Annotated in this window: 22 protein-coding genes, 1 other RNA gene and 2 pseudogenes; 10 read left to right on the top strand and 15 right to left on the bottom strand. The window is 64.7% G+C overall.

All coding sequences use genetic code 11. The annotated features are described in order from the left end of the window. Nucleotides 1–16 precede the first annotated feature (16 nt). Entirely contained in the window at nucleotides 17–880 is an 864-nt protein-coding gene (locus P5W99_RS04280) for an ABC transporter ATP-binding protein (RefSeq protein WP_434662003.1), read from the bottom strand. Beyond that, entirely contained in the window at nucleotides 877–1,986 is a 1,110-nt protein-coding gene (locus P5W99_RS04275) for a FecCD family ABC transporter permease (protein ID WP_434662001.1), read from the bottom strand. The genes P5W99_RS04280 and P5W99_RS04275 overlap by 4 nt, the downstream gene beginning before the upstream one ends. Nucleotides 1,987–2,300: 314 nt before the next feature. On the opposite strand from P5W99_RS04275, the gene P5W99_RS04270 reads away from it, so the two are divergent. From P5W99_RS04270 to P5W99_RS04250, 5 genes are all read left to right on the top strand, one after another. After that, nucleotides 2,301–2,663 carry an ATPase gene (locus P5W99_RS04270; protein ID WP_421023391.1) on the top strand — a complete coding sequence of 121 codons (363 nt, stop codon included), beginning with the start codon at nucleotides 2,301–2,303 and terminating at the stop codon, nucleotides 2,661–2,663. Beyond that, entirely contained in the window at nucleotides 2,660–2,974 is a 315-nt protein-coding gene (locus tag P5W99_RS04265) for a cell division protein ZapA (RefSeq protein WP_421023390.1), read from the top strand. Before P5W99_RS04270 ends, P5W99_RS04265 begins: the two co-directional genes overlap by 4 nt. 107 nt (nucleotides 2,975–3,081) lie before the next feature. Further along, a non-coding RNA gene (gene ssrS, locus P5W99_RS04260) (6S RNA) lies at nucleotides 3,082–3,262 on the top strand. Nucleotides 3,263–3,388: 126 nt separating this feature from the next. Next, the gene (locus P5W99_RS04255) at nucleotides 3,389–3,847 is read left to right on the top strand and encodes an EVE domain-containing protein (protein ID WP_434661998.1); all 459 of its coding nucleotides are present in this window, start codon (nucleotides 3,389–3,391) and stop codon (nucleotides 3,845–3,847) included. A 159-nt stretch (nucleotides 3,848–4,006) separates the two neighbouring features. Then, a complete protein-coding gene (locus tag P5W99_RS04250; RefSeq protein WP_434661996.1) occupies nucleotides 4,007–4,738 on the top strand; it encodes an SIMPL domain-containing protein in 732 nt (243 codons plus the stop codon). A gap of 96 nt (nucleotides 4,739–4,834) precedes the next feature. On the opposite strand, the gene lgt is transcribed toward P5W99_RS04250, so the two are convergent. Further along, nucleotides 4,835–5,749, bottom strand: a complete 915-nt coding sequence (gene lgt / locus P5W99_RS04245) for a prolipoprotein diacylglyceryl transferase (protein WP_421023387.1) — start codon at nucleotides 5,747–5,749, stop codon at nucleotides 4,835–4,837. Between the two features lie 383 nt (nucleotides 5,750–6,132). Between lgt and ilvD the strand changes: the two genes are divergently transcribed. Beyond that, entirely contained in the window at nucleotides 6,133–7,806 is a 1,674-nt protein-coding gene (gene ilvD, locus P5W99_RS04240) for a dihydroxy-acid dehydratase (protein WP_421023386.1), read from the top strand. Nucleotides 7,807–7,960: 154 nt separating this feature from the next. Here the strand turns inward: ilvD and P5W99_RS04235 are convergent. The 3 genes and pseudogenes from P5W99_RS04235 to P5W99_RS04225 form a co-directional block, all read right to left on the bottom strand. Further along, nucleotides 7,961–9,064: pseudogene (locus P5W99_RS04235) on the bottom strand (IS110 family transposase); the annotation flags it as partial. Nucleotides 9,065–9,146: 82 nt separating this feature from the next. Further along, the gene (gene ltrA, locus P5W99_RS04230) at nucleotides 9,147–10,850 is read right to left on the bottom strand and encodes a group II intron reverse transcriptase/maturase (RefSeq protein WP_421073582.1); all 1,704 of its coding nucleotides are present in this window, start codon (nucleotides 10,848–10,850) and stop codon (nucleotides 9,147–9,149) included. A 584-nt stretch (nucleotides 10,851–11,434) separates the two neighbouring features. Beyond that, nucleotides 11,435–11,689 (bottom strand): annotated as a pseudogene (locus P5W99_RS04225) (hypothetical protein); the annotation flags it as partial. A gap of 309 nt (nucleotides 11,690–11,998) precedes the next feature. On the opposite strand from P5W99_RS04225, the gene P5W99_RS04220 reads away from it, so the two are divergent. Further along, a complete protein-coding gene (locus P5W99_RS04220; protein WP_421073757.1) occupies nucleotides 11,999–12,358 on the top strand; it encodes a c-type cytochrome in 360 nt (119 codons plus the stop codon). A 43-nt stretch (nucleotides 12,359–12,401) separates the two neighbouring features. Here P5W99_RS04220 and P5W99_RS04215 read toward each other — a convergent pair whose 3' ends face one another. The 3 genes from P5W99_RS04215 to P5W99_RS04205 all read right to left on the bottom strand — a co-directional run bounded on the left by P5W99_RS04215 (nucleotide 12,402) and on the right by P5W99_RS04205 (nucleotide 14,836). Next, nucleotides 12,402–12,824, bottom strand: coding sequence for a DUF2486 family protein (locus P5W99_RS04215; protein ID WP_421073756.1), 423 nt, complete (start codon nucleotides 12,822–12,824; stop codon nucleotides 12,402–12,404). 72 nt (nucleotides 12,825–12,896) lie between these two features. After that, nucleotides 12,897–13,313 (bottom strand): DNA polymerase III subunit chi, encoded by a 417-nt coding sequence (locus tag P5W99_RS04210; RefSeq protein WP_421023382.1) that lies wholly within the window; start codon nucleotides 13,311–13,313, stop codon nucleotides 12,897–12,899. After that, nucleotides 13,310–14,836 (bottom strand): leucyl aminopeptidase, encoded by a 1,527-nt coding sequence (locus P5W99_RS04205; protein WP_421073755.1) that lies wholly within the window; start codon nucleotides 14,834–14,836, stop codon nucleotides 13,310–13,312. The genes P5W99_RS04210 and P5W99_RS04205 overlap by 4 nt, the downstream gene beginning before the upstream one ends. A 134-nt stretch (nucleotides 14,837–14,970) precedes the next feature. Between P5W99_RS04205 and lptF the strand changes: the two genes are divergently transcribed. The 3 genes from lptF (at nucleotide 14,971) to P5W99_RS04190 (ending at nucleotide 17,663) form a co-directional block, all read left to right on the top strand. After that, the gene (lptF, locus tag P5W99_RS04200) at nucleotides 14,971–16,071 is read left to right on the top strand and encodes an LPS export ABC transporter permease LptF (RefSeq protein ID WP_434661992.1); all 1,101 of its coding nucleotides are present in this window, start codon (nucleotides 14,971–14,973) and stop codon (nucleotides 16,069–16,071) included. A gap of 3 nt (nucleotides 16,072–16,074) precedes the next feature. Beyond that, nucleotides 16,075–17,223: an LPS export ABC transporter permease LptG gene (gene lptG / locus P5W99_RS04195; RefSeq protein ID WP_434661990.1), complete on the top strand. Its 1,149-nt coding sequence runs from the start codon at nucleotides 16,075–16,077 to the stop codon at nucleotides 17,221–17,223. Nucleotides 17,224–17,285: 62 nt separating this feature from the next. Further along, entirely contained in the window at nucleotides 17,286–17,663 is a 378-nt protein-coding gene (locus tag P5W99_RS04190) for a sirohydrochlorin chelatase (RefSeq protein WP_421023378.1), read from the top strand. A gap of 88 nt (nucleotides 17,664–17,751) precedes the next feature. Here the strand turns inward: P5W99_RS04190 and cobA are convergent, their stop codons facing one another. The 6 genes from cobA to P5W99_RS04160 all read right to left on the bottom strand — a co-directional run bounded on the left by cobA (nucleotide 17,752) and on the right by P5W99_RS04160 (nucleotide 24,020). Then, nucleotides 17,752–18,525, bottom strand: a complete 774-nt coding sequence (cobA, locus tag P5W99_RS04185; RefSeq protein ID WP_421079141.1) for a uroporphyrinogen-III C-methyltransferase — start codon at nucleotides 18,523–18,525, stop codon at nucleotides 17,752–17,754. A 79-nt stretch (nucleotides 18,526–18,604) separates the two neighbouring features. Beyond that, a complete protein-coding gene (locus P5W99_RS04180; RefSeq protein ID WP_434661988.1) occupies nucleotides 18,605–19,921 on the bottom strand; it encodes a sulfate adenylyltransferase subunit 1 in 1,317 nt (438 codons plus the stop codon). Between the two features lie 25 nt (nucleotides 19,922–19,946). After that, nucleotides 19,947–20,909: a sulfate adenylyltransferase subunit CysD gene (gene cysD / locus P5W99_RS04175; protein ID WP_434661986.1), complete on the bottom strand. Its 963-nt coding sequence runs from the start codon at nucleotides 20,907–20,909 to the stop codon at nucleotides 19,947–19,949. A gap of 95 nt (nucleotides 20,910–21,004) precedes the next feature. Beyond that, nucleotides 21,005–21,772 carry a phosphoadenylyl-sulfate reductase gene (locus P5W99_RS04170; protein WP_421073749.1) on the bottom strand — a complete coding sequence of 256 codons (768 nt, stop codon included), beginning with the start codon at nucleotides 21,770–21,772 and terminating at the stop codon, nucleotides 21,005–21,007. Further along, nucleotides 21,769–22,314 carry a DUF934 domain-containing protein gene (locus tag P5W99_RS04165; RefSeq protein WP_421023373.1) on the bottom strand — a complete coding sequence of 182 codons (546 nt, stop codon included), beginning with the start codon at nucleotides 22,312–22,314 and terminating at the stop codon, nucleotides 21,769–21,771. The genes P5W99_RS04170 and P5W99_RS04165 overlap by 4 nt, the downstream gene beginning before the upstream one ends. Before the next feature lie 26 nt (nucleotides 22,315–22,340). Next, nucleotides 22,341–24,020, bottom strand: a complete 1,680-nt coding sequence (locus P5W99_RS04160; RefSeq protein ID WP_421023372.1) for a nitrite/sulfite reductase — start codon at nucleotides 24,018–24,020, stop codon at nucleotides 22,341–22,343. Nucleotides 24,021–24,130 lie beyond the last annotated feature (110 nt).

Here is a 24,130-nt window from a genome sequence, read left to right as displayed (position 1 = left end):
GCGCGCGCAAAAGGCGTCAGCGCTCGCGTGGAAGTTCGAAAGCGGCCACGAGCGCCTCGTGCACACCCTCGCGGATCAGCCTGAGCGGGTGGCCGAAGGCCGCGCTCGCGCGCTCCGCCGTGAGCACGTCGCGCACCGCGCCCGCGAAGCAGCCGCCGCGGCCATCGAGCAGCAGGGCGTGCGTCGCGTAGCGCCGTGCAAGATTGAGATCGTGACAGGAAAACACGACCGCGCGCGACCCGGTATTCACCCAGTGCGAAAGCGCTTCCAGGCACGCGATCTGATGATGCAGATCCAGATGCGAGAGCGGTTCGTCGAGCAGCAAAAGCGGCGCGCCCTGGCAGAGCACCGCCGCCAGTGCGACGCGCTGGCGCTCGCCGCCCGAGAGCGAAAGCACGTCGCGCGCGGCGAGGGTCTCGAGACCGAGCAGCGCGAGCGCGGCGTGCGCGGCGGCGCGGTCGTCTTCGCTTTCCCATCCCCAGCCCGCGAGGTGCGGATAGCGGTTGAGCAGCACTGTATCGAGCACGCTTGCGCTGAATGCATCGCGCACGTCCTGCGGCATCAACGCGCGGCGTTGCGCGAGGCGCACCGGCGGCCAGTCGCGCAACGCAATGCCGTCGACTTCGACGTGGCCCGCCGCGCTCTCGCGCAACCCCGCGAGCGTTGCGATCAAGGTGGTCTTGCCCGCGCCGTTCGCGCCGGCCACGCACCAGATCTCGCCCGCGCCGAAGCGCTGCGTGAGGCCTTCGACCAGCGTGCGCGCGCCCGTGCGCAGCGTGAGCGCATGCACGGCGAGCAACGGCTTATCGTGAGCCGGGTCGTGAGCCGGGTCGTGAGCCGGCTCGTGACCTGGAGCGCGGCGGCCAGCGTTGCTGCTCATGGCGTGCGCCTTTTGAGCAACATCCACAGGAACACGGGCACGCCCGCGAGCGCGGTCACGACGCCCACGGGCAACTGCGTGGGCGCGGCAATCGTGCGCGCGACGAGATCGGCGCCCATCACCGCGAGACCGCCCGCGAGCGCGACTGCGGGCACGAGCATGCGCTGGTCGTTGCCGAACGCGAGCCGCAACATGTGCGGCACGACGAGCCCGACGAAGCCGATGGTGCCGCCCGTGGTGACGGCCGCCGCCGCTGCGAGCGATGCCGCGAGATAAACGCCCACGCGCAAGCGCAGCACCGGCACGCCGAGCGCCTGGGCGGCTGCGTCGCCGCGCAGCAGGACGTTCAGGCGCGGCGCGGCGCTCACGCCGAATGCAAGCACGAGCGCAAGCGCCATCAGCGCAGGCCATGGCATGCCGGCGCCATTGAGGTCGCCGGTGAGCCAGAACAGCATGCCGCGCAGGCTCGCTTCAGGCGCGAGCGTCAGCAGCAGCGTGATCAGCGCGCCCCACCCCGCCGCCGTCACCGCGCCCGTGAGCAACAGACGCGGAGAACTGTCCTGCGGTTCGCCGCGCCAAAGCTCGCGGCGCGCGAGGCCGAGCACGAGCAGGATCGACACGAAAGCGCCCGCGCAGGCGCTCGTTTGCACGACCCACCACGCCGCGCCCGCGATCATCGCCACCAGCGCGAATGCGGCAGCGCCACCCGAGACGCCGAGCACGTAGGGTTCGGCGAGCGGATTGCGCAACAGCACCTGAAGCAGCGCGCCCGCGAGCGCGAGCAACGCGCCACACGCGAAGCCGCCGAGCGCGCGCGGCAAGCGCAGCGTGCGCACGATCTCGCTTGCCATGTCGTTGGCGCTTTGTGTGGCCGTCGTGCCCGGCGTGGCGGGCACGAGCGCATGCAGCGCCTGCGCGAGCGTCACCGGCACGCTGCCGATCGCAAGCGACGCCACGAACACTGCGAGCGCGGCCAAGGCAAGCCCACACCAGATCGTTGCCGCGCGGCGCGCGTTCATCGTGCGACGCAACACATTGGCGCCAGAAGCGCGCGGCACGGCCGGCGCAGAGGTGCTGCGCGATTTATCGGAGTTGACGGTTCGCATCGTCGAAAGGAGTCGATCCCGGGACACTGACACACGCGATCGTTAGAGGCGAAACGGGGCCGGCAAGTGTAGGAGGGCCCCGTGCGGGCGTCAAGAAAGCGCCATTATTGCGCGAAACGCGGTGACAACCACGATATGAAGGCCGGCCTCGCGCATGGCGCAAGATGCGTTCCCGGGCGTCGCCTGCCCACACATGGCGGTTCAAAAACAGCAAGAAGCCACCATGAAGCGGTGCTGTTACGTCTGGAAACGTCGCAGTTATCGGAATACGCGACAATCCGCGCTAGAATGCCTGTCTTTAGAGGACGCAGCAGATGCTCAACGAACTCGAAACACTCTCACAAAACATCGGGCGGCTGATCGAGATTAATCAGCGCCATCATGAAGCACGCGTGGCGCTCGAAGAGCAACTCGCGCAATTGCAGGCGCAATGCGAAGCAACCCGCGCCGAACTCGACCAGGTGCGCGAAGAGCGCAACGCGCTGCAGGCCGAGCGCGATGGGCTCTCGGCCAAGATCGACGACGCTCAGGTTCGTCTGAACGCGATCCTCGAAAAGCTGCCGCGCGCGCGCACGGGCGCGGAGCGCGACAACCAGCTCGACTTGCTCGAGCCGTCGCAAAACGCCGGCGACGAAGGCACGGGTCAAAACGCGGCTCGCCACGGAGAAAATGCATGACGACCAAACAGATCGACGCGACGATTCTCGGCCAAAGCTATCGCCTCGCCTGTTCGCCGGAAACCGAAGGCGCGCTGCTCGAAGCCGTGGCGCGCGTGGACGCGGAAATGTCGAAGATCCGCAATCACAGCAACGTGCGCGGCACGGACCGCATCGCCGTGATGGCCGCGCTCTCGATCGCATCGGAATTGCTGCGTTTGCAGACGAGCGTGCGGCACGGCGAAGCATTCCCAGCGGAAGAAATCCGTCGTACAATGCACCAAATGAATGAGCAGCTTGGCGCAGTCATCCAGCAGTACGGGGTTCAATAAAACCCGCTACATAAAGGATTAAAATCGCGCTAAAGTGATGTTCACGAAAACGTCCACAAGACGTTTTCGAACAGCAGCACACAGCAGAGCACCAAACAGTTTAGTCAGCTTCCCTGCCTGGTTCGCCAAGGTCATATATTCCTTGAACCAATGCCATGTGCACGGTTGCGGAAATTTGTAGCACGGGTGTGCGCGTCACTAGTCTGATGTACCCGAAGTGCTGCTAACTGCGACCAATTCTGAACCTCCGGTTCAGGATGCCGGCCTAGCGGCTAAGGCGGGGACCTATTCAAACGGCATCGGACTCACGTCCGATGCCGTTTTCCTTTTGTGTTGTCCTTTTTGTGCTTCCCTTTTGGCGTTTCCTGCGCCAACGCTGTTTCCCCCTCCACTTCCGACGTGTTACTTCGAGTCATGCGCTACTGGCTGATGAAGTCTGAACCCGACGAAGCAAGCATCGACGATCTCGCGAACGCCCCGCAGCGCACGCTGCCATGGACCGGCGTGCGCAACTATCAGGCGCGCAATTTCATGCGCGACACCATGCAGATCGGCGATGGCGTGCTCTTCTACCATTCGAGCTGCCCCGAGCCCGGCATCGCGGGTCTCGCACAAGTCTCGTCCACGCCGTACCCCGATCCCACGCAATTCGATCCGAAGAGCCCTTACTACGACGCGAAATCCACGCAGGAAACGCCGCGCTGGATGCTCGTCGACGTGGTGTTCAAGAAGAAGTGCCCGCTCATTGCACTCGCCGCGTTGCGCGAGCACGAGGCACTCGCCGACATGCGCGTGCTCTCCAAGGGCAATCGCCTGTCCATCACGCCGGTCACCCAGGCCGAATGGGACTTCATCACCAGGCGGCTGATGTAAGTCTCGACATGAGCCGTTGGCGTGCGCGTGCAGCCAATCTTTAAAGATTGCAAAGCCGCCCTGCTCCGGCGGGAACCCTGCGCGGCCCACCCCGCCTAACGAACACGCAAACGGCACGCACGTGCCGTCTTGCGAATCTGTTCTGCCAGGAGCCCCAATATGAAGAAAAATACTGTCGTCACGCTCGCCGCCGCACTCGCAGCCGCTGTACCGCTTGCCATGACACTCGCGCCGGGCGCCGCATTCGCGCAGAGCGAAGCGCGCTATCAACCGGCGGGCGTACTTTCGCTTTCCGCCCAGGCAAGCGCCGAGATCCCGCAGGACGTCGTCACGATCACGTTGTTCTACGAGCAGGAAGCGAAGGATCCCGCATCGCTCACGACCACGCTCAATCAGCGCGCCGACCAGGCGCTGCAAAAAGCCAAGGGCGTCGCGGGCGTGACTGCACGCTCGGGCCAGTTCTCGATCTATCCGTCGACCGATCGCGACGGGCGCATTTCGGCATGGCGCGGCCGCACGGAAATCGTGCTCGAATCGCACGACTTCGCCGCCGCCTCGAAACTCGCCGGCGATATCGCTTCGGTGATGCAGGTGGGCAACGTGCAGTTCTCGCTTTCGCCCGAAGCCCAGCGCGCCGCCGAGCAAAAGCTCTCGGGCCAGGCGATCGCCTCGTTTCGCGAGCAGGCGGCCGCCAATGCGCGCGCATTCGGCTATAGCAGCTACACGGTCCGCGACGTGAACGTGGGCCATCAAGGCGTGATGCCGCGTCCGATAATGATGATGAACGCACGCGCCATGTCGGCCGACGCGAAGGCCGCACCGCCGATGCCGCTCGAAGGCGGCACATCCACCGTCACGGTCAACGTGTCGGGCTCGGTGCAGATGAAGTAACGCGCTCCAGGCGCACAACAAAAAAGAAAGCCACGGCAAAACCGTGGCTTTCTTCATGGTGCGTTCAGTGCAGCGCGAGTCGCATCAACCGCGGCATCAGCTCCTGGCACTCACGGCTTGCTGCGCACCGTTGTCGCGTTTGGCGCGGCGATAGACCCAAATCATCATCAGCACGCCCACGACGATCATCGGCAACGAGAGCCATTGCCCCATAGAAAAACCCAACGCGAGCAAACCGAGGAAATCGTCGGGCTCGCGGGCGAACTCCACGGTGAAGCGCGCGAGACCATAGCCGATCAGGAACATCGCCGAAATCGCGCCCACGGGACGCTGCTTGCGCGCGAACAGAATCAGCACGATGAAGAGCGCAATGCCCTCGAGGGCGATTTCATAGAGCTCGGACGGGTGACGCGGCAGCAAATGATATTGCGCGAACACCTCGTTCAGATGCCACTGCGCAGCCTGTTGCGGATGCGCGGCAAGCCATGCGGCGTCGTCGTTGGCGGCGCCCGGGAACAGCATGGCCCACGGCGCGTCCGGCGAGGTCACACGGCCCCACAGCTCGCCGTTGATGAAGTTGCCAAGACGCCCTGCGGCGAGCCCCGTGGGCACCATCGGCGCGACGAAGTCGGTGACCTGCAGCCAGGTGCGCCCGCGCTGCCACGCGAACAGGACCATCGCGAAAGTCACGCCGAGAAAGCCGCCGTGGAACGACATGCCGCCTTCCCACACCTTGAAGATGTCGAGTGGATGCGCGAAGTACCAGCTCGCCTTGTAGAACACGACGTAGCCGAGGCGCCCGCCGAGCACCGTGCCGAGCACGCCGTAGAACAGCATGTCGTCGATGTCCTTGACGGTCCAGCCCTGCGCGGCCACGTAAGGCAGACGCAGGCGCAGCCGGCCGATCACGATCGCGAGGATGAAGCCGACGAGATACATGAGGCCGTACCAGCGCACGGCGAGCGGCCCCAGATGAATGGCGATGGGGTCGAAATTCGGGTGGATGAGCATCGTGAAATCAGTGCTTGTCGGCGGTGAGGTTTGAAATCGAGTTGTAAAAATCAGCACAAAAATGCGCGGCGCGTGCGTTGGACGTCTTCAAGGCTGCACAGTTCGCTTCGCGTGCTGCGGCGACACATTATCGCCGAGACGAGCGGGCATGAACCAAAACGCGCCTCCCACGCGGCTCACTGGGGTCTCACTTCAGGCTCACTGCGGGTTCACTGCGGGTTCACTGCGGGTTCACTGCGGGTTCGGGGGACAGATGGCGCGGAGAATATATTGGACATTGTGCTCGCGAAACTCCATTCTTCTTCGCACACGCCGGCGCATTCCCCTCGAGCCCCGAACCCGGCAACCGAACAAGATCGAGACACCTTTCATGGAGCGTCCCCATGGCCTACAACCGTCGTTCGAAGCACATTACGCAAGGCGTCGCCCGCTCGCCGAACCGGTCGATGTATTACGCGCTCGGCTATGAAAAGGCCGACTTCGACAAGCCGATGATCGGCATCGCCAACGGCCACTCGACCATCACGCCCTGCAACGCGGGCCTGCAGCGCCTCGCCGACGCGGCCGTGGCCGCAGTCAAGGGCGCAAACGCCAATCCGCAGATCTTCGGCACGCCCACGATCTCGGACGGCATGTCGATGGGCACCGAGGGCATGAAGTACTCGCTCGTCTCGCGCGAGGTGATCGCCGACTGTATCGAGACCTGCGTGCAGGGCCAGTGGATGGACGGCGTAGTCGTGATCGGCGGCTGCGACAAGAACATGCCTGGCGGCATGATCGCGCTCGCGCGCATCAACGTGCCCGGCATCTACGTGTACGGCGGCACGATCCGCCCCGGCAACTGGAAGGGCAAGGACCTGACCATCGTGTCGGCGTTCGAGGCCGTGGGCGAGTTCACCGCGGGCCGCATGACCGAGGAGGACTTCGAGGGCGTCGAGAAAAACGCGTGCCCGTCCACGGGTTCGTGCGGCGGCATGTACACGGCCAACACGATGAGCTCCTCGTTCGAGGCGCTCGGCATGTCGCTCCTGTATTCGTCGACGATGGCCAACCCCGATGAGGAAAAGGTCGATTCGGCCGCCGAGTCGGCGCGCGTGCTCGTCGAGGCGGTCAAGAAGGACCTCAAGCCGCGCGACATCATCACGAAGAAGTCGATCGAGAATGCCGTGGCGCTGATCATGGCCACGGGCGGCTCGACCAACGCGGTGCTGCACTATCTTGCCATTGCGCATGCCGCGGAAATCGACTGGAGCATCGACGACTTCGAGCGCATGCGCAAGAAAGTGCCGGTGATCTGCGATCTGAAGCCTTCGGGCCAGTATGTGGCGACCGATCTGCACAAGGCCGGCGGCATTCCCCAGGTGCTCAGGATCCTGCTCGACGCAGGCCTGTTGCACGGCGAGTGCATGACCATCACCGGCAAGACCATCGCCGAGGAACTGAAGGACGTGCCGGCGAAGCCGCGCGCCGATCAAAAAGTCATCTTCCCGATCGACCAGGCGCTCTATAAGGAAGGCCACCTCGCGATCCTCAAGGGCAACCTCGCGCTTGATGGCGCCGTCGCCAAGATCACGGGCCTGAAAAATCCCGTGATCACCGGCCCGGCGCGCGTGTTCGACGACGAGCAAAGCGCAATGGAAGCGATCCTCGCCGACAAGATCAAGGCCGGCGATGTGGTGGTGCTGCGCTACCTCGGCCCGAAGGGCGGCCCGGGCATGCCGGAGATGCTCGCGCCCACCTCGGCGATCATCGGCAAGGGGCTCGGCGAATCCGTGGGGCTCATCACCGACGGCCGCTTCTCGGGCGGCACGTGGGGCATGGTGGTGGGCCACGTCGCGCCCGAAGCGTTCGAAGGCGGCGCCATCGCGCTCGTGCAGGAGGGCGACTCGATCACCATCGACGCGCACCAGCTGCTGCTGCAACTGAATATCGACGACGCCGAACTCGCGCGCCGCCGCGCGGCCTGGAAACAGCCGGCGCCGCGCTACACGCGGGGCGTGCTCGCGAAATACGCCGCGCTGGCGCGTCCGGCGAACAAGGGTGCGGTCACGGGCTGAGAACCGGAGGCTGAGAACCCGCGGAGCTGAGAACGATCAGACCCGCGGCAGGCGGAAAATCGGCGCAACGTAAAGGCTTCGGGCACGCCGTAAGGAGGGCGCACGGACCGTGCGCCCTTTGCTCTCCTGAGAAACATTAAAAAGCCGAGGGTTTTCAGGCTCGTGGGGTCGGGGTGATCTCGAAGCCCAGTGCGGAGGCACGGCGCCTGAGCGCGGCGATGCTGCGTTCGCGCTGCTGGTCTTCGTAGCGCTGCTGCCCCTGGTCGACGAAGGCCTCGCCGCGTGTGAGCATGAAGTACACCATTCGGGCGAGCTTGTGGGCGACCGCCGTATTCGCGCGCGGCTTGTCCATGCGCGCGCAGAGGCGCCGGTAGAACGCACCGAGCGCCGAATCGTTGCGTGACAGGCCCATGACCGCAAGCTTCAGCGCCTGCCGTACCCGGTTAGTGGAGCGTCGAGTGCGCGCGCTCAATACCTTGCCGCCGCTGATCTTCGTGCCTGGACACAGCCCCAGCCACGAGCAGAAGTGCTTGACGCTGGCAAAGCGGCTCAGGTCGGGGCCGATCTCCGAGAGGATCGTCATCACGGTGGTGACCGACAGGCCGTTGATGCGGGTCAGGTCCACCCCCGCCCAACGCGCCAGTGCGGCGCGCGCATCAAAGTGCGGCGCATTCTTGCCGCTGCGCTTGCCCGGACCGTCGAGCGTGAGGTCGTGACGTCCGAGGGGTATCAACAGCGCCTCGATCTTCGCGTCGCATTCGAGAATGCGCTGCGCGAGGCTGTCGAACATCGCGAGCGCCTGGCCGAGCACGAACACGTGTTCGTCGCGCCAGTTGCCCGTCAGCGCCCGCTCGATCTCGGCCGCACTGGCCCTGACGCGGCCGTGACGGTGTCTGGCCAGTACCTTCGGGTCGCGCTCGCCAGCGACGATTGCGCGCACGATCGCCTGTCCGGTTACACCCATCACGTCGCTGAGCACCTCGGCAAGCTGCAGGTTCATCTGCACGAGCGCCTTCTGCATGCGCTGCACCCAACTGCCCTGCTCGGTGAGCAACACCTCGCGCTGGCGTGCCACCGCGCGCACCACGCAGACGTCCGCGCCAGGGCGCCAGGCCGCGCGTAGCAGCCCCAGGCTCATGAGCTTTTGCAGCCATTGACAGTCCATGATGTCGCTCTTGCGACCTGGCACGTACTTCATCTGCCGCGCGTCAACGAGCCACACCGTCAGCCCGCGCTGCTCGAGCACTTCGTACACCGGGTCGGGTAGCAGCAGCGCATTGCTGCGCCGCCGCCCCCTGAGAACGGAACGTGCGAGTTTCCCCGCATTCCGCTCAAGCCTTTCAAAGCCCCGTCACCGGAGCCGGTTTCACCACCGGAAATCGGCGAACACGCGCGATCCTGTGACAGTCCCGGTGCAGCATCACCAGATTGCGGCTTGCGTCCGTGCCGCCGTCGGTCACTCGTTCCAGGTGGAAGAGGCGCCACCCACTGGACTTTGTGATCATCTGGCCGCACACGGGGCACGCGCGCTCCTGATGCAGCCACAACCGGATCAGTCGCATTCGGCCTTTCAGCGAGTTCATCATTGCGAGACCTGACCGCTCCTCGAAATAGCTTTCCCACTGCGGATCGAATGGATTGGCGGCACCCTTGATCTTGCGATGCCGCCGGATCGGCGTGCTGGTGATGTCGTGTAGCGCCAGAAGTTCAGGCTTTCCTGTGCTGAGCGTTCTGCCTGTTTCCGCTCCAAAGATCCAATGCCGTGCACCGACAGACCGGAAATACTTCTGCCGTACCCAGCGTGCGCCTTTGTTCCGGTGCCGACGTCGCGCCCAGCGCCACAGACATTGCCAGATCGCACAATTGGCCCTGTTGAAGATGCGTTTCGACACAACATGTCGATAGTAGTTGGCCCATCCACGAATCAACGGATTGAGCTTCCCGATCAACACGTCCTGCCGTACCGTGGCATTGCCCTTCACGATTTCCCGCAGCCTGCGCAGAAAGCGCTGAACGCTCGTTTTCGCCGGCTTAATCAGCAGCTTGCCGTCATATTTGCGAACGGTCATGCCGAGGAAATCGAACCCCTCGTCGATATGCGTGATCCGGGTCTTCTCTGACGACAGCGCTAAGCCCCTGTGCGCCAGAAACTGCTCGACCAGCGGCCGAACTTCCCCGGCCAGTACTTCCCGTGTTGCGCCGGTGATGATGAAGTCGTCGGCATACCGGACGAAGTGGACTTTCAACGGACTTTTGCTGCCCTTGTAGAATTTCTCAACAAGCACCTGCTCCAGTCCGTCGAGCGTCATGTTCATCAACGTGGGGGACACGATACCGCCCTGCGGGGTACCCGCCTCCGTTGAGTGAAGGATACGGTTATGAAGGTAGCCAGCCTTCAACCATCTTCGAAGTATCGCCTTGTCCGTGGGGATGTTGGCGACCAGCCAGTCGTGCGAGATTTCGTCAAAGCAGCTGCGGATGTCGGCCTCCAGAATCCACTGCGCGCTATCAGAGCGTACAAGAACTTTGAAACATTGTTCAATAGCGTCAGCCGTGGACCGGGCAGTCCTGAACCCGTATGAGTTTGGGTCCGCCCTGGTTTCTGCGATGGGATCCAGAGCCAGCAGATACAGCGCTTGCCATGCCCTGTCGACCATACACGGAATTCCAAGAGGTCTCATCTTTTTCCCATCGGCCTTGGGGATGTATATCCGCCTCAGCGGACGCGGCCGGTAGCCGCGCCGTTTGAGTGACAGCACTGCCTTGAGCTTCGCTCCCGGCGTGGACCATGTGACACCATCCACGCCCGGAGTCTTCTTGCCACGATTCCCAGTCACCCGTTTGACGGCGAGAGCCTTGCCGCTGAACGAGTGGGTCAGCAACCATTGCAGGGCTTTCACCCTGCCGTGCCTGCCAGCCTGTTCGGCCTTCACTATGCGTGTCTGCAGCCTTCGGACCTCGCGATGGCACCGGGCCCAGTCAATGCTGTGCCAGTGCTTCGCGCGATCGGAGGACGCACCAGTGCCTTGCCGCTGCACCGTCATCTGCCTCTCCTCCTTTAAAGGTTGATCAAACTCTCTAGTAATGAAAGACCATGCGGAAGTCTGCCCGCTTTCGCGTGGGATGATGCTGCCTTGCGACGCAATCCCTATCCGCCCGATTACAGGGCGGCCTTCGCTTTTTCCGCACTCCCATGCCCGCACCGCCTACAGCTTTCCTTGCGGTCAGCCTGCCCGAATGGGCAGCGATACGGGTTTTCCGTGTTCCACCAGATTCGCACGGATGGTTTAGATCCTGCCTCTTCACCGGTAGTGTTCCTGTCCGTGCCGCCCCATGGATCAGAGGCGGGCCCACTACGTTCCCATTTTGGGCAAGGCCTTTCAGTGTCTTTGGCCTTTTCAGTCTTGACGATGTTTACCAGCAGTTCAGATATCTTGACCATGCCATCCAGTCTAGGGCTCCCTCCGCATTGACACTCACAGAGGCACATCAGTCTCACGACTTCAGCGTAGCTTGCGCCGGGGCTCCATTGTCTCGGTGGCTTCACACCTTGCCGTTACCAGCAACGCATGCACCGATAGACTACGGGCGACGGAACGCCCGGTTTCCTACCGCCAACTTCAGCGATGAAACAACGAATCTGGCGACTTTCACGTCGCACGATCCAGTACACGCCCGTCGATTCCAGTGCCACCGTATCAACCTTGCACGCGAGCAGCCAGTCGGCCAGCGCGTGCAGGTCATCGGTCATCGCGCCGAATTCGCGCACCGGCTCTTCAGCTGCCGACCGGGGTACTGCCACCCAGTGGCTCGAGGCCCCCACATCGATGCCGGCGGCATTGGGAAATACTTCGGGATTGTCTTCGTGCTTGCGCATCGCCATGGCCGGCTCCACACTGGTTAGTGAGCGACAGCGCCATGGGATGCGTCGCAATTGACTCGATCTCCTGAACGGGATGCAGCTTGCGCTGCTCACCACTGTCGCCGACGAATCCCGGACCATGCTTATAAGCGGGCTCGCCTCGCGGCGTGAGGGCCGCAGACGCGCACCGTTGGTGGGCCGGTCATCGCGGCGCTGCCGTTCACCTGTATACACCCCACCCCTGTTTCTCCGCAAACGCCGGACCTGGCACGGGTTTGGACTGCTTATAATGCGACCACACAGCCGGCGAACAAGCTGGCGGAGACCAGTATGAAACTGAAGTCGCACGCGAAGAACGACACAGCGACGCCCGTTGCCGCGCTGGCGCTGGCGCTGGCGCTAGCCACGACGAGCGCCCACGCACAGAACGGTCCGGGCCCGAGCGGGCTTGCCCTCGCGCAACAGCAGAACTGCATGAGCTGCCATTCAGTGACGCGCACCTTCATGGGCCCGTCGCTGCACCACGTCGCGGCGAAGTACGCGGACAAGCCCGACGCGCAAAGCTATCTCGCGCGCAAGATCCTGGAAGGCAGCAACGGCGTGTGGGGCTCGGTGCCCATGCCCGCGAACACCCAATTGACTTCCGCTCAGGCGGCCTCGCTCGCGAACTGGATCCTCACGCTGAAATAATCCATACGGGCCTGCGTGCAGCACGGCCCGCCGCAAAACCGCTTCAGGCCGCCGGAGGCGTCGATTGCGCCGCGCGCGCGGCCAGTTCCTCGCGCACCGCAGCCTTCACCCAGCCCTTCAATTCAGCTTCGAGCGCCAGACCGATTTCGCGTGACACCTGCCCGACGATCCAGTGCGCGTGCTCCTGCATTGCCGCGGCGCAGCGCGCCTCGATCACGTCGCGCCCATCGCCCGTGAGCCAACTCATGGCCCGTCCGCTCAGCCGTTCGACGAGCGCTTCGGCGTCAGGAGGAAGGGGGCTATCGGGAACTTCGGCGCACACGCCAGCACTCGGCTCGGGTGTGGATGCCTGTGCCGACACGGTCTCGAACGGCGACCCATGACGACCGCGCAGCAGGTTGCCCTGCACGAGCGGTTCGTTCAGCATCGGGATCTCGGGTTCGTCAGCGCGATGAAAATCGGACACGATCACCTCCTTTGGATTTCGATCAAACAATAAAGGAGAGACAAGCAGCCGGCGTGCCGGGTTCAATAGGGGTCAAGCGCCCTGCTTGTAGTTGTTCAGCGCATAGCCGCGGTCGCGGTAGAAGCGGTAGCGCTCGCGCCCCGAGGCGAGCTCCTCGGGCGCGTCGCCGATCACTTCGAGCAGGCGCTCGAAGCGCGCGAACTGCGGCGGGACCGCCGAGCCCAGGTTGAGCAGCACGCCATGATGCGGCGCCTGCTCAAGATCCGCGCTCAGCACGATGGGCGTTTGCGCGGCGTGGGCGCTGCCGGCCATGCAGTGCGGCACGAAATCGAGCGGCGAAAAAGTCCACAGCATCTCGTCGAACGCGCGCAGGCGCGCGGGCTCGGCCAGCACGACAGCTTGCTGGCCGGCCTGATACGCCTTGCGCACGAGCCGGCACGCGTACATCAGCGAATCGCCGACGTTCGTGTGGAAGTCGATGCGCGTCATTGCCCTGCGCGACCGTCCGCGGCCCGATCGATCAAGAACTGCGCGAGCAGCGGCACGGGACGGCCCGTCGCGCCCTTCGCCGCGCCGCTCTTCCATGCGGTGCCCGCGATGTCCAGGTGAGCCCACGGATAGTTTTGCGTGAAGCGCGAGAGGAAGCACGCCGCCGTCACGCTGCCCGCCGGACGCCCGCCGATATTGGCGAGATCGGCGAAATTCGACTTGAGCTGGTCCTGGTACGCCTCGTCGAGCGGCAGGCGCCACGCCGGATCGATCGCCTCGCGCGAAGCATCGAGCAATTCGCCCGCGAGTGCATCGTCCGTCGAGAACAGGCCGCTGTTGTGATGGCCGAGCGCGATGATGCAAGCGCCCGTGAGCGTGGCGATGTCGATCACGGCGGCCGGCTTGAAGCGTTCGGCGTAGGTGAGCGCGTCGCACAGGATCAGGCGGCCTTCGGCGTCGGTGTTGAGTACCTCGACCGTGAGGCCCGCCATCGTCGTGACGATGTCGCCGGGCTTCGTGGCGTTGCCCGCGGGCATGTTCTCGCAGGTGGGAATGATGCCGATCACGTTGAGCTTCAGGCCCATTTCGGCGACTGCGCGCAGCGTGCCGAGCACCGAGCCCGCACCGCACATGTCGTATTTCATCTCGTCCATGCCCTCGCCGGGCTTGAGCGAGATGCCGCCCGTGTCGAACGTGATGCCCTTGCCCACCAGCACGACCGGCGCGGCCTTCGCGCTCGCGCCCTGGTAGTGCAGCACGATGAATTGCGGCGGCTCGACCGACCCCTTTGTAACAGAAAGAAACGATCCCATCTTGAGCGCTTCAATCTGGCGCTGGCCGAGCACTTCGGCCTTGAGCTTCCAGTCGCGCGCGAGCTTCTTGGCCGTGGCCGCGAGGTAGGTGGGCGTGCAGACGTTGCCCGGCAGATTGCCGAGGTCGCGCGTGAGGTCCATGCCGTTGGCGAGCGCCACGGCCTGCTTGCCGGCGAGCTTCGCGGCCTTTTCGTCCGCGGCGTCGACGCTGAAGACCACGCGCTTGAGCGCGCGCTGCGCGAGCTCGGGCTTGCTCTTCATCTGCGTGAAGCGGTAGGTCTCATTGCGCAGCGCAAGGATTGCAGCGCGCACGCCCCAGTCGCTCGTGCGATCCTTGACGGGCAGCTGTGCGAGCGTGAACGTGACCTGTGCGATCTTGGTGCCGAGAATCGCGCGCCACGCGGCCTTGACGGCCTCGCCATAGGCCTTCTGGCCGAATGCATCCTGCTTGCCGAGGCCGACGAGCAGCACGCGCGAAGCGCCGATGCCGGTCACTTCCGGCAGAAACAGCGTCGAGCCGGCCTTGCCGTCGATGTCGCCGGACTTCACGAGGCGAACGATTGCGCCGCCGATGGCGCGGTCGATCACGAATGCCGGGCCCGAAAGGGTCTGCGCCTCGAAGACGCCCACCACGACGCAATCCGACTTGCCAGTCAGGAAGGGACCTTCCCCGCCTTTGCTCCAGTCACAGGCTTTTATGCTAAAGTCCATCGCGCTTGTCCTCGGATAAAATCAGGGCTTAGGATGAAAGCCGCAATTATCCGCTATTTTTCCCGCGGCGGCTCCCGAGCCGTTGCGCGAGCCGCGCGCCGCCCGGCGCGGGCCGCCCGCCCTCTTCATCAACAATGATCTTCGAACGTTCCCTGCAGCGAGAACTCGCGTATACGGCCGGCGCCGTGTTCATGGTTCTGCTCACGATCATGCTGACGACAATGATGATCCGCATCGTCGGCTTCGCGGCTTCCGGCCAGATCGACCCGCGCGACGTGCTGGTCCTGATCGGCCTGACCGTGATCGGCTATCTCGCGGTGATGCTCATCGTCACGCTCTTCGTGTCGATCCTGTTTGTGCTCACGCGCTGGTACAAGGATTCCGAAATGGTCGTCTGGCTCGCCTCCGGGGTGAGCCTCACGCGCCTCATCAAGCCGATCGCCGTTTTTTCGACGCCGATCATCCTGCTGATCGTGTTCTTCGCCTTCGTCGGCTGGCCATGGTCGAACGCGCAAAGCAAGCTGATCCGCGCGCGCTTTCAGCAGCGCGATGAAGTGTCGCTGCTCGCGCCGGGCCAGTTCCGCGAATCGCCCACCACGCACCGCGTGTTCTTCATCGAGAGCATGAACCCCGACAAGGCCCGCGTGGACAATGTGTTCGTCACGAGCACCGAAAACGGCAAGGTCAACGTGATCGTCTCGAAGACCGGCTACACCGAAACCGAGAAGAACGGCGACCGCTTCGTCGTGCTTGAGAACGGCCGCCGCTACGACGGCGAGCCCGGCCACCCCGACTTCCGCATCACCGAGTTCCAGCGCTACGGCGTCAAGGTCCAGAGCCAGCCCGTGGTCGCCACGCCCACGGCGAGCAGCACCTCCACGCTGGATCTGCTGCGCAATCCAAGCGGCGACAATCTCGGCGAATTCGCCTGGCGCGCGGGCCTGCCGCTCATCGCGATCAACCTGATGCTGCTCGCAATCCCGCTCGCGTATCAAAACCCGCGCCGCGGACGCACCATCAATCTCGTGATGGCCGTGCTGATCTACCTCACCTACTCGAACCTGCTCAACGTCGTGCAATCGCAGGTCGAGCAGGGCAAGATGCCGTTCGGCGTCGGCCTCGTCGCGCTGCACGTCGTGGTGCTCGCGCTGGTCGTCTTCATCTTCTGGCTGCGCGTGCGCAACCGGCCGCTCTTCACGCGCGCGATGTTCCAGCGCACGTCCCAGGGGAGCTGACCGATGCGCATCTACGAGAAGTATTTCGCACGCCAGGTCTACGTGTCCTTCGTGTTCATCCTGTTTGCGTTTTCGGGTCTGTTCTTTTTCTTCGACCTGATCAACGAGCTGAACTCGGTCGGCCACGGCAACTACAAGTTCATGTACGCGGTGCTGCGCGTCTCGCTGCAGGCGCCGTCGCGGCTCTACGAGATCATTCCGGTGGCGGCGCTCATCGCCGCGATCTACGTGTTCGCGCAGATGGCCGCCAATTCCGAGTACACGATCTTTCGCGTGTCCGGTCTCGCGACCGGTCAAGCGCTGCGCTCGCTCCTGAAGATCGGCATTCCGCTCGTGCTGCTCACCTACCTCATGGGCGAAGTGATCGGGCCGTACACCGATCAGCTCTCCGAGCGCGTGCGCCTCGAAGCGCTCGGCTCCGCCGTGTCGTCCGACTTCAAGTCGGGGGTGTGGGTGAAGGACACGCTCACCGCGCGCGCCGACGGCCAACAGGCCACGCGCTTCGTCAACGTGGGCGAGCTGCTGCCCGACGCGACGATCACCAACGTGCGCATCTACGAATTCGATTCGCAGTTCAGGCTCTCGAACGTGCGCGTCGCGAAGAGCGGCAAGTATCAGCCGCCGGGGCACTGGCTGCTCAAGGACGTGACGGATACCCAGCTCATCAGCGTGACGCCGCCGCCGAGCCAGCCCACGGATGCGCTCAATCCGGTCTATCGCGCGCAGCAAACCGCCGTGCCCGAGTACTCGCTGCGCTCGGAGCTCACGCCGCAGATTCTTTCGGTGCTGCTGGTCTCGCCCGATCGCATGTCGATGTTCAACCTGTTCCGCTATATCCAGCACCTTGCGGAAAACCATCAGGACACGCAGCGCTACGAGATCGCGTTCTGGCGCAAGCTGATCTACCCGTTCGCGGTGTTCGTGATGCTGGTGCTCTCGCTGCCGTTCGCGTACCTGCATACGCGCGCGGGCGTGGTGGGCATCAAGGTGTTCGGCGGGATCATGCTCGGCATGAGCTTCCAGCTCGTGAACACGCTGTTCTCGCACATCGGTACACTGAACACGTGGCCTGCGCCGCTCACCGCAGCGACGCCGGGTCTCATCTATCTGGCGCTCGGGCTGTTCAGCCTGAAATGGGTCGACCGGCACTAACGTCGATCTGACGCGCGGGTATCGATTAGCGGCCAGACCACGCTCCTCAGGAAAATACGGCGATGGGCACGCACGGCATGATCCTCTTCGGCCACGGCGCGCGCGATGCGCGCTGGAAAGAGCCGTTCACGCGGCTCGCGGGCAAGCTCGCCGCCACGCGCGGCGCGGCGCGGCCCGTGAGTCTCGCCTTCCTCGAACTCATGACGCCGAGCCTGCCCGAGGCCATCGCCGAACAAGCGGCGCTGGGCTGCGACGCCATCACGGTGGTGCCGGTGTTCTTCGGCCAGGGCGGCCATATCCGGCGCGACCTGCCCGCACTCATCGCGCAATGCCAGGCGGCGCATCCGCACGTGCGGCTCTCGTGCGCGAGCGCCGTGGGCGAGGACGACGGCGTGCTCGACGCGATCGTGCAGTACTGTCTCGCGCAAGAGCGCGACTAGAACCCACTAACGCCTGCACCAAAGCAAACGGGCCGCTTCATTCAGCGGCCCGTCGCACGTTCTACTACCCCTGTTGTTCTTCGTTGCCTCATGCGGCCCGACAGCCCGGCATCTCGTCCCGGGTCTCGTCTTCGGCCTGCAACTGCTGCACCGACCGCTCGGCAAAAGCCTCGCCGATCATGAGCAGGCTCGGCTGCGCCGGATCGAGCCAGTCGTGCGCCTCACCCGCTTCAAGGCCCGCCAGCGTAAGCGTGAGCGTGCGTTCGCGCGCCGTGCTGCATGCCTCGACGATCGCCACGGGCGTTGCGCCCGCGCGGCCCGCTTCGATCAGCTGCCGCGCGATCTCCGGCGCGCTGTCGCGGCCCATGTAGAACACCAGCGAATCGGCGTTGACCTGCTCGCGGATCTCCTCGCTGCCCGCCGCGCGCGAATACGTCGCGAGCGCGACGCTGCGCGACACGCCGCGCAGCGTAAGCGAGCGTTGCAGCGTAGCCGCGCTCGCCAGCGCTGCCGTGATGCCCGGCACGATCTCATACTCGATACCCGCCGCTTCGAGCGCGCGCATCTCTTCGTCGGCGCGGCCGAACAGCATCGGGTCGCCGCCCTTCAGGCGCACCACCACGTCGTGCTCGCGCGCCGCATCGACGATCTGCTTGTTGATGAAGTGCTGCGCCGTCGAGCGCTGGCCGCAACGCTTGCCGACCGCGATGAATTTCGCGTCCTGTGGGGCGTAATCCAGCATCGCCGGCTCCACGAGCGCATCGTGCAGCACGACCTGCGCTTTCGCGAGCAGACGCGCGCCGCGCACCGTGATGAGATCCGCCGCGCCCGGTCCGGCGCCGATCAGATAAACCTTGCCCATTTGCCTCGTTGACTCCTGTGTCGGCGCGTCGCCTTCGAACCCTGGCGGCGGCGCGCTGTCACCTTCGCGCCGTGCCGCGTCAGGCGGCAACCGCGCGAATCATGCCTGCGGCCACCGTGTGGTGCGTCGCCTCGTCGATGAGGACGAACGCGCCGGTGCCGGGGTGCACATCATACAGGTCCGCGACGACCGGCTTTTGCAGCGTGAGCGCCACGCGGCCGATGTCGTTCATCGCGAGGTTGTGACGGTCGGTGGCGTGCGAGAGCGTGTGCACGTCGAGCACTTCCTTGACCGCGCCGATCTTCGCGAACACCGTGCTGGTGGTTTGCTTGAGCAGGTACTTGCGCTGCAACGAGAGCGGCTCTTCGTCGAACCAGCAGAGGTCCGCCTCAAGCTTCTTCGCGGGCTGCGTATCGTCCGATGCCGGCACGAAAGTGTCGCCGCGCGAAACGTCCACATCTTCGGCGAGACGGATCGTGACGGTCTGGCCCGCGAACGCGCGGTCGACTTGCGCCGTGCCGCCCGGCACCGGCGCGATGATCTCGGCCACAGTAGCCGCACGCCCCGCCGGCAGCACCGTGATGGCGTCGCCAATCTTCACTTCGCCCGCTTCGATGCGGCCCATGTAGCCGCGGAAGTCGTCGGCGCTCGAGCCGTCCTGGCGCGCAACCCACTGCACCGGGAAGCGCAGCGCGTCGCCGGTGGCCTGCGCGACCGGCAGCGCCTCGAGCACGTCGAGCAGCGGCTCGCCCGCGTACCACGGCATGCGCTCGCTCGCGGCGACGATGTTGTCGCCCTTGAGCGCCGAAACCGGCACGAAGCGCACGTTCTCCAGACCGAGCTGGCGCGCGAGCGCGACGTAGGCGTCGCGGATCAGATCGAAGGTGGCTTCGCTGTAGTCGACCAGATCCATCTTGTTGATCGCGACGATCACGTGCTGGAGACCCAGCAGCTTGACGATCGCGCTGTGGCGCTTGGTTTGCGGCAGCAGTTGGGTCACGCCGTTCTCGACCGTCACGCGCGTGGGGTCGATCAGGATGATCGCGGCGTGCGCCGTCGAAGCGCCCGTGACCATGTTGCGCGTGTACTGCTCGTGGCCCGGCGTGTCGGCGATGATGAACTTGCGCCGTGCCGTAGCGAAGTAGCGGTATGCCACGTCGATCGTGATGCCCTGCTCGCGCTCGGCTTCGAGGCCGTCGGTGAGCAGCGACAGGTCGATCTCGTCGCCCACGGTGCGCTTGTTCTTCGCGCGCGAGAGCGCCGAGAGCTGGTCGCTCAGGACTGCTTTGCTGTCGTACAGCAGGCGGCCGATCAGCGTGCTCTTGCCGTCGTCCACGCTGCCCGCCGTGATGAAGCGCAGCACGCCGAGGTCTTCAGGTTGGTGCGTCGTAACCATATTCGTTTCTTCCTCTGCGTGCTCTTTAGAAATAACCTTGCTTCTTGCGCTGTTCCATCGCGGCTTCCGACGCCTGGTCGTCCATGCGCGTAGCTCCGCGTTCCGTGATTTCGGTCACGGCCGTCTCGGCGATGATCTTCTCGACGTTGTCGGCATCGCTTTCCACCGGGCACGTGCAGCTGATGTCGCCCACCGTGCGGAAACGCACCTGCGCCATTTCGCTGACTTCGCCTTCCTTCATCGGCGTGAGCGGCGTGACGGGCACGAGCAGGCCGTTGCGGCGCACGATCTCGCGCTGGTGCGCGTAGTAGATCGAGGGCAGTTCGAGGTTCTCGCGCTCGATGTACTGCCACACGTCCAGCTCGGTCCAGTTCGAGATCGGGAACACGCGCAGATGCTCGCCCTTGTGCAGGCGCGCGTTGTAGATGCTCCAGAGTTCCGGGCGCTGCGCCTTCGGGTCCCACTGGCCGAATTCGTCGCGAAACGAGAAGATGCGCTCCTTCGCGCGGGCCTTCTCTTCGTCGCGACGTGCACCGCCGATCATCGCCGTGTAGCCGTATTGCTCGATGGTTTCGAGCAGCGTGACGGCCTGGGCGGCGTTGCGCGAATCGGTTTCGCGGCGCAGGCGCACGGTGCCCTTCTTGATCGAATCCTCGACGTGGCCCACCACGAGCTCGGCGCCGATTTCGGCGGCGCGGCGATCGCGGAAGTCGATCACCTCTTCGTAGTTGTGGCCCGTGTCGATGTGCACGAGCGGGAACGGCAGCGAGGTCTTGCGGTTCGCGCCGAGGCCGAAGGCCTTGAGCGCGAGCGCCAGCACCACCACCGAGTCCTTGCCGCCCGAAAACAGCAGCGCGGGCTTGCTGCACTCGGCAACGAGTTCGCGCAGGATGTGGATCGACTCGGCTTCGAGCCAGTCGAGATGGTCCATGCGGTTCGCCGTGACCTGGAGCGGTGCGTTCACTGCGGAATCGAGCGTCGTGCTCATGTTCGGATCCTTCGTCTGGGCGCCCCGTTGATGGGGCGCGATGCTCTGTGTTCGATTTCGCGCCGCCTTTGCAAACGGCGCGACAACCCTCAATTCTAGTTCGCCTGGCCGGCGGCCGGCGCCTGCACGACCGGAATCGCGGAAACCGACGTGATGTGCAGCCCGCATTCCTTCGTGTCGCGCGACTCCCACCACCAGCGGCCCGCCCGGCTGTCTTCGCCCGGACGCACGGCCCGCGTACAGGGCTCGCAGCCGATGCTCGGGTAGCCGCGCGCGTGCAGCGGGTTCACCGGCACGTCGAAGGCGCGCAGATACGTCCACACCTCGGCTTCGGTCCAGTCCGCGAGCGGATTGAACTTGGCGATGCCGCGCGCGCCGTCCTGCTCTTCCTCGTGCAGCTCGGCACGCGTGACCGACTGCTCTCGGCGCTGGCCCGTGACCCAGGCCGAAACGTCCGAAAGCGCGCGGTTCAGCGGCTCGACCTTGCGGATCTCGCAGCAGCGCTTGCGCAGATCGATGCTCTCGTAAAACGCGTTCAGGCCATGCTGCGCGACGTATTCATCGACGGCGTCCTGTTGCGGGTGGAACTGCTCGATCTCGTAGCCGTAGCGCTCGCGCACGCGCTCGACCATGCCGAGCGTTTCCGCATGCAGGCGGCCCGTGTTCAGCGAAAAGACGCCGATCTTCACGCCGCGCGAGAGGATCGCGTGGGTGAGCAGCATGTCTTCGGCTGCGAGGCTGCTCGCGAGCTTCACGCTGGCGTGGCGCGCAGCGATCGAATCGAGCAGCGCGTCGAGGCGCTCGATCTTCGCCTGCAGTTCCGCCGGGATGTCGTTGGCCGTTGTGTCCAAAGCGGTGCTCATGCTGCAGCGCCTTGTTGGGCTGCCAGCGCGGCACGGCGGCGGAACAGCGGCGACGGCTCGTCGAACGCGCCCTGGTATTGCACCGTGAACTCGGTGAATGCGTTGAGCGCGTCGTTGATGTCCTTGTCGGCGCGCAGCGCGTACGCATCGAAGCCGCAGCGCTCATAGAAGCGCAGCTGGTCGCGCAGCACGTCGCCGATCGCGCGCAGTTCACCCTTGTAGCCAAAGCGCTCGCGCAACAGACGCGCGATCGAATAGCCGCGGCCATCGCGGAACACCGGGAAGTCCACGCCGATCAGCGCGATCTTCTCGAAGTCGCCGGCGATGTCGGCCGGTTCGCTGTCCGGCGCGAGCCACACGCCCAGTTCGCCCTTGCCGCGCGAAGCGACCAGCGCGTCGCGCTCGGCCTGCCACAGCGCGAGCGGCACCAGCACCTTGCCGGCGGGCAGCGCCGACACTTCAGGCAGGGCGCCGTCTTCGGCGGCACGCACGACTTGCCAGTTGTCTTCGACGATCTCGCGTTGTTTGATAATCAATGCCATTGCTCGTATCTCGTTGCGTGCTGCGGTTAGGCGTGGGCCGGCTGGCGCGATGCGTACACGCGCTCCTTGAAGGGCGCGATGCCGATGCGGTCGTACGTGTCGATGAAGCGCTCGCCGTCGATGCGGTGCTCGACGAACGTGTCGATCACCTTTTGCACCACCTCGGGCATCTCTTCAGCCGAGAACGACGGGCCGATCACGCGGCCAAGGCGCGTGCCACTGGCGCCGTTGCCCTGCTCGCCGCCGAGCGTGACCTGATACCACTCGGAGCCGTCCTTATCCACACCCAGCACGCCGATATTGCCGACGTGGTGGTGACCGCACGCATTGATGCAGCCCGAGATGTTCAGCGACAGGTCGCCCAGGTCGTAGACGTAGTCGAGGTTCTCGAAGCGCTCCTGGATCGCGAGCGCGATGGGGATCGACTTCGCATTCGCGAGCGAGCAGAAGTCGCCGCCCGGGCACGCGATGATGTCGGTCAACAAGCCGATGTTCGGCGTGGCGAAGCCTTGCTCCTTCGCCTTTTCCCACACTGCGAAGAGGTCGCGCTTCTTGACGTCGGCGAGAACCAGGTTCTGCTCGTGCGAGATACGGATCTTGCCGAACGCGTATTCGTCGGCCCAGTCGGCCACGGCTTCCATTTGCTTGTCGGTGGCGTCACCGGGCGCGACCTTGCCCGTCTTGAGCGAGAACGTCACCGATGCATAGCCCGGCACGCGGTGCGGACGCACGTTGCGCTCGACCCAGCGCGCGAACGCGCGGTTCTCGAGCAGATGCTTCTCGTACGAGGCGTCCGTATCGGCGAGCTTCTCGTAGGCCGGCGGCACGAAATATTGCGCCACGCGGTCGAGCTCGGCTTGCGTGAGCGTCGAGGGGCCGTCCTTAAGATGCTGCCACTCCTCTTCGACTTGCTCGGCGAACTTCGCCGGCGAGAGCGCCTTCACGAGGATCTTGATACGCGCCTTGTAGATGTTGTCGCGGCGGCCATAGCGGTTGTACACGCGCAGCACGGCTTCGCAGTAGGTCAGCAGATGCTGCCACGGCAGGTCGCGCTTGATGATGGCGCCGACGATCGGCGTGCGGCCGAGGCCACCGCCCGCGAGGATGCTCGCGACCACTTCGCCCTTCTCGTTGCGGTCGAGATAGACGCCCAGGTCGTGGATCTGCACGGCCACGCGGTCTTCCTTCGTACCGCAGACGGCGATCTTGAACTTGCGCGGCAGCCACGCGAACTCGGGGTGAAACGTCGACCACTGGCGCAGGATCTCGGCCCACGGACGCGGATCGACGATCTCGTCGGGCGCGACGCCCGCGAACTGGTCGGCGGTGATGTTGCGAATGCAGTTACCCGAAGTCTGGATGGCGTGCATCTGCACCGAGGCGAGCTTGCGCAGGATTTCCGGCGTCTCTTCGAGCTTGATCCAGTTGTACTGGACGTTCGTGCGCGTCGAGAAGTGGCCATAGCCACGGTCGTGCTCGCGGGCGATGCGGCCGAGCATGCGCAACTGGTCGCTGCGCAGGTTGCCGTACGGTACCGCGATGCGATGCATGTAGGCGTGGCGCTGATAGTACAGGCCGTTCTGCAGGCGCAGCGGGCGGAATTCTTCTTCGCTCAACTCGCCCGAGAGGCGCCGGCGAACCTGGTCGCTGTATTGCGCGACGCGTTCGTCAACGATGGTCTGGTCGTACTGATCGTATTGGTACATTCGGGGACCCCAAGGTTGTTCATTCGCAGCGTTCCGGTTACGCCGCGCGCTCCGATTCGATTCGACCGTCTTGATCTGGCTTCCGGTCGGCGTGCTTGAAATGCGCCGTT

The sequence above is a fragment of the Paraburkholderia sp. A3BS-1L genome, assembly GCF_051125215.1.
Taxonomy (GTDB): Bacteria; Pseudomonadota; Gammaproteobacteria; order Burkholderiales; family Burkholderiaceae; genus Paraburkholderia.
Note: the sequence above shows the minus strand (reverse complement) of the source record. Positions and strands in the feature narration are given on the sequence as shown.

What these genes read in the sequence shown, in the direction of transcription:
- P5W99_RS04280 (WP_434662003.1), bottom strand. Translation starts at nt 880, where the DNA reads ATGAGCAGCAACGCTGGCCGCCGCGCTCCAGGTCACGAGCCGGCTCAC.
- P5W99_RS04275 (WP_434662001.1), bottom strand. Translation starts at nt 1,986, where the DNA reads ATGCGAACCGTCAACTCCGATAAATCGCGCAGCACCTCTGCGCCGGCC.
- P5W99_RS04270 (WP_421023391.1), top strand. Translation starts at nt 2,301, where the DNA reads ATGCTCAACGAACTCGAAACACTCTCACAAAACATCGGGCGGCTGATC.
- P5W99_RS04265 (WP_421023390.1), top strand. Translation starts at nt 2,660, where the DNA reads ATGACGACCAAACAGATCGACGCGACGATTCTCGGCCAAAGCTATCGC.
- P5W99_RS04255 (WP_434661998.1), top strand. Translation starts at nt 3,389, where the DNA reads ATGCGCTACTGGCTGATGAAGTCTGAACCCGACGAAGCAAGCATCGAC.
- P5W99_RS04250 (WP_434661996.1), top strand. Translation starts at nt 4,007, where the DNA reads ATGAAGAAAAATACTGTCGTCACGCTCGCCGCCGCACTCGCAGCCGCT.
- lgt (WP_421023387.1), bottom strand. Translation starts at nt 5,749, where the DNA reads ATGCTCATCCACCCGAATTTCGACCCCATCGCCATTCATCTGGGGCCG.
- ilvD (WP_421023386.1), top strand. Translation starts at nt 6,133, where the DNA reads ATGGCCTACAACCGTCGTTCGAAGCACATTACGCAAGGCGTCGCCCGC.
- ltrA (WP_421073582.1), bottom strand. Translation starts at nt 10,850, where the DNA reads ATGACGGTGCAGCGGCAAGGCACTGGTGCGTCCTCCGATCGCGCGAAG.
- P5W99_RS04220 (WP_421073757.1), top strand. Translation starts at nt 11,999, where the DNA reads ATGAAACTGAAGTCGCACGCGAAGAACGACACAGCGACGCCCGTTGCC.
- P5W99_RS04210 (WP_421023382.1), bottom strand. Translation starts at nt 13,313, where the DNA reads ATGACGCGCATCGACTTCCACACGAACGTCGGCGATTCGCTGATGTAC.
- P5W99_RS04205 (WP_421073755.1), bottom strand. Translation starts at nt 14,836, where the DNA reads ATGGACTTTAGCATAAAAGCCTGTGACTGGAGCAAAGGCGGGGAAGGT.
- lptF (WP_434661992.1), top strand. Translation starts at nt 14,971, where the DNA reads ATGATCTTCGAACGTTCCCTGCAGCGAGAACTCGCGTATACGGCCGGC.
- lptG (WP_434661990.1), top strand. Translation starts at nt 16,075, where the DNA reads ATGCGCATCTACGAGAAGTATTTCGCACGCCAGGTCTACGTGTCCTTC.
- P5W99_RS04190 (WP_421023378.1), top strand. Translation starts at nt 17,286, where the DNA reads ATGGGCACGCACGGCATGATCCTCTTCGGCCACGGCGCGCGCGATGCG.
- cobA (WP_421079141.1), bottom strand. Translation starts at nt 18,525, where the DNA reads ATGGGCAAGGTTTATCTGATCGGCGCCGGACCGGGCGCGGCGGATCTC.
- P5W99_RS04180 (WP_434661988.1), bottom strand. Translation starts at nt 19,921, where the DNA reads ATGGTTACGACGCACCAACCTGAAGACCTCGGCGTGCTGCGCTTCATC.
- cysD (WP_434661986.1), bottom strand. Translation starts at nt 20,909, where the DNA reads ATGAGCACGACGCTCGATTCCGCAGTGAACGCACCGCTCCAGGTCACG.
- P5W99_RS04170 (WP_421073749.1), bottom strand. Translation starts at nt 21,772, where the DNA reads ATGAGCACCGCTTTGGACACAACGGCCAACGACATCCCGGCGGAACTG.
- P5W99_RS04165 (WP_421023373.1), bottom strand. Translation starts at nt 22,314, where the DNA reads ATGGCATTGATTATCAAACAACGCGAGATCGTCGAAGACAACTGGCAA.
- P5W99_RS04160 (WP_421023372.1), bottom strand. Translation starts at nt 24,020, where the DNA reads ATGTACCAATACGATCAGTACGACCAGACCATCGTTGACGAACGCGTC.